Annotated in this window: 9 protein-coding genes and 1 pseudogene; 8 read left to right on the forward strand and 2 right to left on the reverse strand. The window is 45.1% G+C overall.

Annotated features, from left to right (window positions below):
• Positions 1-255 precede the first annotated feature (255 nt).
• From QUB61_RS35205 to QUB61_RS35225, 5 genes and pseudogenes are all read left to right on the forward strand, one after another.
• Positions 256-804, forward strand: coding sequence for an NUDIX hydrolase (locus QUB61_RS35205; protein WP_333133048.1), 549 nt, complete (start codon positions 256-258; stop codon positions 802-804).
• A gap of 141 nt (positions 805-945) precedes the next feature.
• Positions 946-2,391, forward strand: a complete 1,446-nt coding sequence (locus QUB61_RS35210) for an FAD-binding domain-containing protein (protein ID WP_333133028.1) — start codon at positions 946-948, stop codon at positions 2,389-2,391.
• A gap of 258 nt (positions 2,392-2,649) precedes the next feature.
• Positions 2,650-3,210 (forward strand): annotated as a pseudogene (locus tag QUB61_RS35215) (Uma2 family endonuclease); the annotation flags it as partial.
• Between the two features lie 17 nt (positions 3,211-3,227).
• Complete coding sequence (locus tag QUB61_RS35220) at positions 3,228-3,875, forward strand: Uma2 family endonuclease (RefSeq protein ID WP_333133027.1); 648 nt, start codon at positions 3,228-3,230, stop codon at positions 3,873-3,875.
• A 94-nt stretch (positions 3,876-3,969) separates the two neighbouring features.
• Positions 3,970-4,617 (forward strand): Uma2 family endonuclease, encoded by a 648-nt coding sequence (locus QUB61_RS35225; RefSeq protein WP_333133026.1) that lies wholly within the window; start codon positions 3,970-3,972, stop codon positions 4,615-4,617.
• Between the two features lie 103 nt (positions 4,618-4,720).
• On the opposite strand, the gene QUB61_RS35230 is transcribed toward QUB61_RS35225, so the two are convergent.
• Complete coding sequence (locus QUB61_RS35230) at positions 4,721-5,170, reverse strand: hypothetical protein (RefSeq protein ID WP_333133025.1); 450 nt, start codon at positions 5,168-5,170, stop codon at positions 4,721-4,723.
• A gap of 98 nt (positions 5,171-5,268) precedes the next feature.
• Between QUB61_RS35230 and QUB61_RS35235 the strand changes: the two genes are divergently transcribed.
• The 3 genes from QUB61_RS35235 to QUB61_RS35245 are packed head-to-tail and all read left to right on the forward strand — an operon-like array spanning position 5,269 to position 8,130.
• Positions 5,269-5,595 carry a hypothetical protein gene (locus QUB61_RS35235; RefSeq protein WP_333133023.1) on the forward strand — a complete coding sequence of 109 codons (327 nt, stop codon included), beginning with the start codon at positions 5,269-5,271 and terminating at the stop codon, positions 5,593-5,595.
• A 15-nt stretch (positions 5,596-5,610) separates the two neighbouring features.
• Positions 5,611-7,740, forward strand: a complete 2,130-nt coding sequence (locus QUB61_RS35240; RefSeq protein WP_333133022.1) for a pentapeptide repeat-containing protein — start codon at positions 5,611-5,613, stop codon at positions 7,738-7,740.
• A gap of 57 nt (positions 7,741-7,797) precedes the next feature.
• On the forward strand, positions 7,798-8,130 hold the full coding sequence (locus tag QUB61_RS35245; RefSeq protein ID WP_333133020.1) for a DUF2834 domain-containing protein: 333 nt from the start codon (positions 7,798-7,800) through the stop codon (positions 8,128-8,130).
• A 401-nt stretch (positions 8,131-8,531) separates the two neighbouring features.
• On the opposite strand, the gene QUB61_RS35250 is transcribed toward QUB61_RS35245, so the two are convergent.
• Entirely contained in the window at positions 8,532-10,106 is a 1,575-nt protein-coding gene (locus QUB61_RS35250) for an FAD-dependent oxidoreductase (RefSeq protein WP_333133018.1), read from the reverse strand.
• Positions 10,107-10,272 lie beyond the last annotated feature (166 nt).

The raw sequence follows: 10,272 nt of genomic DNA on the forward strand, positions 1-10,272 counted from the left end.
CGGTGACGAAAAGTGCGATCGCCCAACTCCTGCAAACCGCAGACTGTTCCGGAGTGCAAAAATTGCAACTGTAAAAATTGAGCAAAATTCACCGAGGGTACCAGTTTCAAAAAAAATGCAACCCTAGGTAAGGTCCAAACTGTGATATTTATCAGTCATTCCCCATCTAAAATCTCAAATCTAAAATCTAAAATCCTATAAGATCGCCTATGATGTCTTAAATCGGTGCAATCAAACATTATTCGCTTCTCGCTTATGTCGATCGGTCAAGAACTACCCCAACTCCTCAAACAGCGCCTATTTTACCAAGGGCGCAAATTTAACTTTGACGTAGCCACCCTCCGTCTTCCCAACGGTTCCGAAGGCGAGTGGGAATGTATTCGCCACCCGGGCGGAGCACTTGCAGTTCCCGTCACACCCGAAGGTAAACTCGTCTTGGTGCGACAATACCGCTTTGCCACAAAAGGGCGAATTTTAGAATTTCCCGCAGGTACAGTCGAAATCAATGAAAGCCCCGCCGAAACTATCAAACGCGAAATCGAAGAAGAAACCGGATATCGCGCCGGAAAATGGCAGAAATTAGGGCAATTTTTTCTCGCCCCCGGTTATTCCGACGAAATCATTTATGCTTTTTTAGCCCAAGATTTGGAAAAACTGGAAAAGCCGCCAGCCCAGGACGCTGATGAAGACATTGAAACAGTTTTATTCACCCCTGAAGAATTAGAAAAAGCTATTTTAGCTGGGGAACCAATTGACGCGAAATCAATTTCTAGCTTTTTCTTAGCCCGTCCATTTTTGACTTAAATATGACTGACGAAAAAACCCCGGTTTCTTATAAAAATCGTCCATCAAACCGATAAATCTTAACTTAGAAACCGGGTTTTTGACCCCGCGTGTGTCCAGGACTGTAAAATCTAAAATCTAAAATCTAAAATCTAAAATCGAATGTCCGATCTAATTTTATTTTGGCACCGCCGCGACTTGCGTATTTCTGACAATATCGGACTGGCAGCAGCGCGCCAGGAAAGCCAGAAAGTAGTCGGGATTTTTTGTCTCGATCGCAATATCCTAAATCCGGATGAGGTAGCGCCAGCGCGAGTCACATACATGATCGGGTGCTTGCAAAAACTCTCCTCGCGTTACAGGGAATCAGGCAGCCAATTGCTGATAATTCAAGATGACCCGACTCTAGGAATACCGAAATTAGCAACAGCGATAAATGCCAAAGCAGTATTTTGGAACTGGGATATAGAACCCTACGCAAAAAAGCGCGATCTATCCGTATCAAACGCCCTCCAACAAGCAGGAATTCAAGTCCAAAATTTCTGGGATCAAGTCCTGCACGCCCCAGATGAAATTCGCAGCGGTACAGGGCAACCCTACACAGTTTATACACCATTTTGGAAAAAATGGAACAGCAAACCCAAAGCCAAACCAGTAGAGACACTGCCGATAACTTATCCGGAATTAATGACCGGATTAACTGCAGAAGAACAAGAAAGCGCCAACCAAGCAGGTGCCATTGAAACACTGCCAACTGCCTTGAGTTTGGGATTTCTTTGGGAAAATCCATTAGTAATAGAACCCGGAGAAGATGCAGCGCTAAAAAAATTAGAAGAATTTTGCGATCGCGCAATTTACCAATATCAAGGACAGCGCAATTTCCCCGCAATTAACGGCACATCCCAACTCAGCGCCGCCCTCAAATTTGGTGCAATTGGCATCCGCACGGTTTGGCAAGCTACCCAGATAGTAATGGACACTTGCCGCAACGAAGAAGCCTTCACAAGCATCCAGACTTGGCAACAGGAAATAGCGTGGCGGGAATTTTACCAACACGCCATGTATAACTTCCCAGAACTAGCAGACGGCCCCTACCGTCAAGCATTCAAAAACTTTCCTTGGGAAAACGATGAAAAACTCTTTCAAGCTTGGTGCAGGGGCAAAACTGGTTATCCCATTATCGACGCGGCAATGCGGCAGTTAAATCAGACAGGTTGGATGCACAATCGCTGCCGCATGATAGTCGCTAGCTTCCTTACCAAAGATTTAATTATTAACTGGCAGTGGGGCGAACGATACTTCATGCAAAAATTGATAGACGGCGATCTTTCTGCTAATAACGGCGGCTGGCAGTGGAGTGCATCCAGCGGCATGGACTCGAAACCTTTGCGAATATTCAATCCCGCCAGTCAAGCTCAAAAATTTGACCCGGAAGGGGAATATATTCGGCACTGGGTTCCAGAATTGCGCCGAGTTGATACTAAACTTTTGCTAACAGGAAATCTTTCGTCTTTAGAACGCCGACTTCTTCCTTATCCCTCTCCAATCGTAGACCACAACGAGCAGCAGCGCAAGTTTAAGGAACTTTACAAGCAGCAAAAAATTTAAACATCACACCCATAACCCCGACTTGTTCAAGAAGTCGGGGTTCTAGCTGACTTTATTACACCTACCTAATTAATATGTGATATCATGTTCTGTTAATGGCCATTAAAAATTTTGTTTGTAGTAAGGACTTGAGTCCTTATTGACTCTATTCGAGGACTAAAGTCCTCACTACGAACTATTGATGGTTATATGAACGGAGAATTTTTTATGATTCCAACCATAATCAAATCGATAACATTTGAATAATTTTTAGAATGGTATCCAGATGGAAAAGGACGTTTCGAGCTACGCAATGGAGTAATACTTGAGATTAACCCAAATGGCTCCCATGAGGAAGTTACAGGTTTTATTATCCGAAAAATTAACGTAGAAATTGACCGTTTAAATCTTCCTTATGTAACACCATCAACTTATTTTGTCCGACCTCCCGAAACGACCACGGGCTACCAGCCAGATCTCATAGTCTTAGACAAAACAGCCTTAATTTCAGAGCCACTCTGGAAAAAATCATCAGTTATTTCTCAAGGTAGCTCTGTTAAGCTTGTTGTCGAAGTAGTTAGCACTAACTGGCAAGATGATTACCTGGTAAAAGTGGCTGAGTATCAAAGATTGGGTATCCCGGAATACTGGGTTGTTGACTGTGCTGCCTTGGGTGGCCGGCGCTTCATCGGCAATCCCAAACAACCTACTGTCTCGATTTACCAGTTGGTTGATGGGGAGTACCAGGTTAGCCAGTTCCGAGAGGGCGATAGGATTATTTCGTCTGCCTTCGGGGAACTTAATCTGACTGTTGAGCAGGTTTTTAGCTCTATAACTTAAATAAATCGGAGATTCAAATGGTAACGCTGCAATTAAGACAAATCATTGTACCACCTGGACATAGAGTGCTGTTAGATGATGTCAACTGGCAAGAATTTGAGGCAATTTTAGAAGAGTTGGGAGAACACCGTGGCTCTAGAATAGCTTACAGTCAAGGAACTTTGGAGATTAGGATGCCACTACCAGAACATGAGAAAGCTAAAATCATTATTGGCTATTTAGTGAAAATTTTGTTTGAAGAACTAGAAATAGAATTTGAACCATTTGGTTCGACCACTTTCAAGCGAAAAAGTATGTTACAAGGAATTGAACCTGATGAATGTTTTTACATTCAGAATTCTGCTCTAATGATTGGTAAAAAGCGGATCGACTTAACTGTCGATCCGCCGCCTGACTTAGCAATTGAAGTCGATCTAACTTCCAAAACTCAACTCGATGCTTACGAAGCTTTGGGAGTACCTGAGATATGGCGCTATGAAAATAAGAAGCTTCTGATTAATGTGCTTCAAGATGGGAAATATGTTGAATCTGAAATTAGTCCGACCTTTCCCAATCTGCCAATTATTGCAGCTATTTCTCAATATTGCGAAGAAAGTCAAACAGCGGGCACGAGTCAAACTCTCAGATTGTTTCGCCAGTGGGTTAGAGAACAAATCAGGCTTTGATCACTGAAGTATTCACTACAAACCTGACTGTTTCCCAAGGCCCAATTACCGATACAGACAAGTTATCATAAACTTAAATAAATCGGAGATTCAAATGGTAACGCTGCAATTAAGACAAATTATTGTACCACCTGGACATAGAGTGCTGTTAGATGATGTAAACTGGCAAGAATTTGAAGCAATTTTAGAAGAGTTGGGAGAACACCGTGGCTCTAGAATAGCTTACAGTCAAGGAACTTTGGAGATTAGGATGCCACTACCAGAATATGAATTAAATAAGGAAATCATTGGCGATATGGTGAAAATATTACTCGAAGAACTTGAAATGGATCGAGAATGTTTTGGTTCAACGACTTTTAAGCGAAAAAGTATGTTACAAGGAATTGAACCTGACAACTGCTTTTACATTCAGAATCACGCTCTAATGATTGGTAAAAAGCGGATCGACTTAACTGTCGATCCGCCGCCTGACTTAGCAATTGAAGTCGATCTAACTTCCAAAACTCAACTCGATGCTTACGAAGCTTTGGGAGTACCTGAGATATGGCGCTATGAAAATAAGAAGCTTCTGATTAATGTGCTTCAAGATGGGAAATATGTTGAATCTGAAATTAGTCCGACCTTTCCCAATCTGCCAATTATTGCAGCTATTTCTCAATATTGCGAAGAAAGCCAAACAGCGGGTACGAGTCAAACTCTCAGATTGTTTCGCCAATGGGTTAAAAACCAAATACAAAATTGATAGGAAATCCCTAGTTAACGTACTTGCTGTTAAAAAGCAGGCTTCTTGACGATCGCAAAAAAGCCCATTTTCTGACAGCAAGCGTTCTCATCCCGTTGTATTGTTAATTTCGCTTTTGGGAAATAGAGAGAGAGTAAGGGTGTTGACCTTGAGATCGATCGCCCACAAAAATAACATAAGTCCCCTTGTCCCCATAACCGGAAAATTCTACATTCCCCGCAGCAGCATTCGCCGGCAGGACGCAGAAACGCCCCCTCGGCCCCTGAATCATTAAACTCGGAGCTCCAGCGGTTTGTACTGCAATCCGCCAGTAAGGCAAATCCTGCGTTACTTCGATGACGTGGTTCGGTGCTTGGGACACAAAACCGCAGTCGCCGCTATTGTTCGCGCCGCCGGAAACTCCAGAAACTCCCAGCGGTTCGGGAAATCCCGGAGCAATTTGTAGCGGTTGGCTCCGAATAGCGCCGGCATCCGCTAAAATCATTGCCAAGGCTAGGGTCACGATCGAGCTAAACCACAGTTTGCCGCGATCGCCCGGATAATGGATCTTCATGTTTCCTCACACAATGGCATTTGCTTGTAGTTCATTGACGGTAGGCGATAATTGCGGTTCCGAACACATTAATCTAAACTAACTCCCGAATTTTTTTTATGAATCCTCAAAATAACTTCAAATGGCAGCAAGCGTTCGGAGAACTAAAAGCTAAACTAGAACGATCGCCGCTCATCAAACAAAATTCAGACAGCTATCAAGCCGTCGGAACCTTCTACAATCAATTACTCGAAAAGTTTCAAAGACTCCCCAAACCCGGACAGGTGGCAGCCTTTGCCTTGGCATCGATAATTGTCCTGACAGTCTTCAATAGTGTCGTACAGCTAATTTCGGCCCTGATGACTCTTGCTGTTCTGGGAGTGCTAATCTACATAGCGTATAAATTGGCAATTTCCCCCCAGTCCTCAAATACTAACGACAAATAATAGGAATTTCTGAATATGGCTAGCCCCACCGCGCCCAGCGGCCTCAATCAACCCGATCCGTCTTGGCAAACACAATCCAAGCAAATGCCACTGCTGGTTCGCAGGTGCGGCGCTTGGGCCGTGGAAATTTCGTTAATTGCCGCCAGCGCCCTCGTTCCCTTCAGTATCGGGGCATTGGTCAACAATGAATCTCAAACCGTGCCGCTCAATCCCTACATAGCAGCAGCATCCGAAACCGTCGCCCGTACTTTGGGCATACCAATGCGCGATCGCAACCCCAGAGTCTTCGCTCTAACTAATCTATTCTGGTCAGGGGCGCTGCTGGCACCGGCAGTTTTAGGGGCGTGGCAACTGTTTTTGCTCGCCAGAACCGGTCAAACTCTCCCCAAACGCTGGTTCGGTGTCAAAGTTGTCACAGCCTCGGGTACTCCTCCGGGTTTTGGGCAAGTGCTAATTCGCGAAAGTTTAGGGCGCTGGGGAGTGCCTCTGGGCGTCGCTTACGGCATTTGGCGCTTGACGGGTGCGTTTCCAGATTTGCTGATTTTAGGTGGGCTCAGCGGCTTGGCACTGATCGCAGACGGCGCTTTTGCATGGCGTTACAAACGGCAAGCGGGACACGATCGCCTCGCGAATACTTTGGTGGTCAGCGCTCGATCGAATCAACTGTCTGCCAATCCACTCAAGAGTCCAGATTGGACTGAGGAAGACGCGCAGATTGCGGCTTTGGTTGTGACGCCGCAAACCGGGCTGAAAGAAAATCCCAGTTTGTGGAATTGGATTCGCCAACACCCAGGCGCAACTTTAGTGATAGTTACCATCGGTAGCGTGGGATTGATTTTAACTTTGTTTGTCGGCACTCTCATCTACACTCAAACTCAAGCAAATATGCGGGATTCCCGGCAGCGGAACGACGAATTATTTGTGGCTTTAGTCAGCAAATTGTCTCCCACATCGGCCTTGGGGGCATCCGGCAGGCGATCGGCCATTTTGGCCTTGGGGGCAGTGGAAGACTCCCGCGCCGTACCCCTGCTAGCGGATTTGCTAGCTCAAGAAGACAACCGCGCCATGCTGGACGCGATCCAGCAAGCTTTAGTCAGTAGCGGGCCGAAAGCTTTGCCTGACTTGCAGCGGTTGAACCAAGCTCTCAGCAACGACCTCGAGTCCCTGCGCTTTGGCGGCAAGGCGGAACGCGAGTTAGCGGCCGCCCGCCAGCGAACAGTACAAAGGGCGATCGGCAAAATTCTCACAGTGTATAGCAGCCAGCTCAACGGCGCGGATCTGAGCCGCACGGATTTAGCTCAAAGTCCTGCCGGCCCGGCTCAGTTTACTTTAGTATTAAACAAAGTTGACTTGTCGGGAATTAAGTTAAAAGAGGCCAATTTAACCAATGCCAGCTTGCAGGGAACTCGCTTTTACGGCACTGGCGAAGACAGGCGTCCGGGTACATTTGACGATTGGATTTCTGACTTGAGCGCAGCTAATTTTGAAGGAGCAAATTTGACCGGGGCGTCTTTGAACAGTGCTGTAATGAACCGGACTACTTTTGTGCGCGCTGTCCTCAACAAAGCTAATTTGTCCAGCGGAAATTTGAATGCAGCTAATTTCAGCAGTGCTATTTTAATTGGCGCTTCTTTGCAGCAAGCAATCTTAAAAAATGCAATTTTTACCGGTGCAGATATAGGAAGCGCGAATTTGTCGGGAGCGGATTTGTCCGGTGCGCGTTTGGGCAAAGTGAAGGCTCAAGGCGCTCAGTTGGCCTTGACAAATTTGTCTAAATCGGAATGGCAAGGTGCTGATTTGTCCGGTGCCGATTTGAGTGGCGCGAACTTAGAGAATGCCGACTTGAGTTCGACTAAACTCGCCAACGTGAATTTAAAAGATGCTCGATTGCAAGATGCTAATTTGCGGAATGCGGAGGTGAGTTCGGTTGATTTTAGGGGGGCGAATTTAGCGGGAGCGAATTTTAAAGGGGCTGTGTTTCTGGGGAAGGCAGCTTCGGAGCAATTTATTCAAAATCCGACCGGTAGTAAATCCGGTCGATTCCAAGGAGTTGATTTTGGGGAGGCTAAGAATTTAGATCAAAGTCAAATTGCTTACATTTGTTTGCAGGGGGGGATTCATCCGAAGTGCCCGCAGAAGAATTAAGGATTGGTTGTTAGCGGCTAGGGTAATACAGTCTTTCAAAGAACAGGTAGGGTAATTATGAGCGTTAAGCGAATCATTTATCTCATCTTAGCAATTCTGGGGCTTGTGCTGCCTTGGTACTATAACTTGCAGTTTTTTAGCAATGCTGGCTTGCTCGACTTTGTCAACGAGAGTTCGGCTAATCTTGCTGCGAAATCGGTAAGTTTAGATTTGTTTATCGCAACTGTAGCAGGAAGCACTTGGATGTACGCGGAGTCGAAACGATTGGATATAAGTTTTGTAGGGCCGTACGTACTTCTGGCTGTGCTTGTTTCGTTTTCATGTGCTTTCCCGCTTTTCTTGTTTGTGCGGGAAACCAAGCTGGAAAAGTCAACTGAAGTCTCAAGTTGAAAAGTTGTTTAACAGGTTAGTGCCGCGCAGCACAATAATTCGGTGCAGGCGATCGAGGTATTATATAATTTCCGGTAAAATTACCGTTATAGGTTTGTAGTGACAACGGAAGTCCTCAGAATTGTATGAGGATTAAAGTCCTCACTACAAACCAACGTAATTGTTGTCGTTTGAGGGGACATAATATTAATACCAATTTCACTCCTTTTTTGCTAAAAAATTTTGTGTAGAGTTTCGTTCCACGGGCAAAACCTACTACTGCATGGTTTATTGATAGTCCTCGACGCACGGGTGGTCAGAAACCGGGTTTTTTTACCGAAAGACGCCCTGCAGACCGCAGAACAAGGCAAAAAACCGGGTTATGAAGGTTTTGATGCGTCCAGAACTAATTGAAATTGCTATTACGCAATAGCATCCGAAGTGACAAGATTCTCGAATTGCGCCAATAGCATTCCATCAGCATTATTTGCAACTCCAAAAATTTTAGGTAACTGACCTGTTTCAACGAGAACTTGTCTCACTTCTCGGTTAGATACATCGGCTAGATTTTTGTTATTTAGAAGGGCATTAATCGCAGCGATACCGACACCTTGACCAACGGCGACGTTGAATTCAACAATTCTGCCGGCAGAACAGGCAAACCCTTCAAATCCCGAACACGGACTGACCACTGCCAGGTTAGGAACGTTTTTAATTAATGCGTGGCGGATACCAATATTGAAGGTAGGCTTTTTAAAAGCCATACTTTTAAACCATCCTAGAGTGTTTGCTTTCTCGTTAAGACCCTGGATACCTCCGCGTATATCAAAATAATAGCTAAATGTTCCCAGTGCCTCATTAGCAGGTACGCCACCTAAAAGCATTTGTGCGCCAGTTAAAGGTTCTACAACTCCCATCACATTGCCGGCGTGTCTGATATAAAGTTCTGAGGCAGTAGTAACAGAAGTAGCCCCCAAACTCCTCAACCAAGCTGCAAGAAATAATATCTCTTTTTGCATATTAGCCGTGGGTTTGCTCCCGCTTCTAGCTAAGGCTTCCGCTTCGCTGGCGGTGACTGCAAATAAAAGCGCATTCCACGAAAGTCTTTCATTGGGAAGTATTGCTATATTTCCCAGATCTAAAATCATGCCAGTTTCAGGAAAAGATAGCTTTCTTCCTCTAAAGGAGTGGTAAGCTACAGACAAAGCCGGCGAGCGAACATCCATGTAATCGTTTCCCGCCCACAGAGTTTTGAGATTGCCTCTAGTGTCGATCATTTCCCGCCGGAGTTTTTCTGCTAGTTGGGCATCCTTGTCTGCAGCGGACAGCAAAAATTTTTGACTCTCTGAATCGGCCTGGTTTGTGAAGCGTTTTAGATAAATGTAATCGAGTTCTTTCAGTCTTCTTGCACTGAGTCCTTGGGTTTCAAAAACGAGGGTGACTGGAAGTTCTGAGTTAGGCAGACCAAATGTTTCAAATCCCTGCAACTTTCTCACGCCGGCAGCTTGAGCTAATTCGGCATTGACAGTGGCATCAATAAATTGCTTGCCGGCATAAACTATACCTTTCGAGGTGGTTATACTGGCTATTTTTTTGCCTTCTTTATTGACTGATTGAATTTCTACTTTGCTGAGGATATCGACTCCAGCTTGTAACAGCATTTCTTTCAGCGCTGCACTGGCTTTGCCGGCATCAAGTGCAATTGTCGCAACACCGGATTTTTGCAGGAATTCTTTATAGATTGCCGGCGGTGAACCAAAGGTATCTAAATTTAAAGATTGTTTAAGTTCTGGACTAATCTGACTTCTATCTAAATAAGCAAGGCCGCCTCTTACCAAATGGCCGCCAATTCCTTCTTGCAAGCTTCCTTTAGACATCAGCAAAACTCGCGGATAACGCTTTGTCCGGCGACGATATTCTCTGGCGGCAGAGATAACAGCTAGAACTCCTGGAACTTCATCACCAAAGCCGATGACATCGTAATAACGCAGATCCATGACCATTATTTAATAACCTCTAGTGATTTTCATCTTTTCGAGCTGGATCTCAATGTTTGCCGTCAAACTCTCTGTTTGTGTCAAGTCTAGCCCATTTGTGACAAGTTAAGAAAAAGTGCAAATTGTCAAGGGGGTAGACAAAAAAAGGTAAAATAGGATGAAACCT

Source organism: Microcoleus sp. C2D2 (genome assembly GCF_036702495.1).
GTDB lineage: Bacteria > Cyanobacteriota > Cyanobacteriia > Cyanobacteriales > Microcoleaceae > Microcoleus.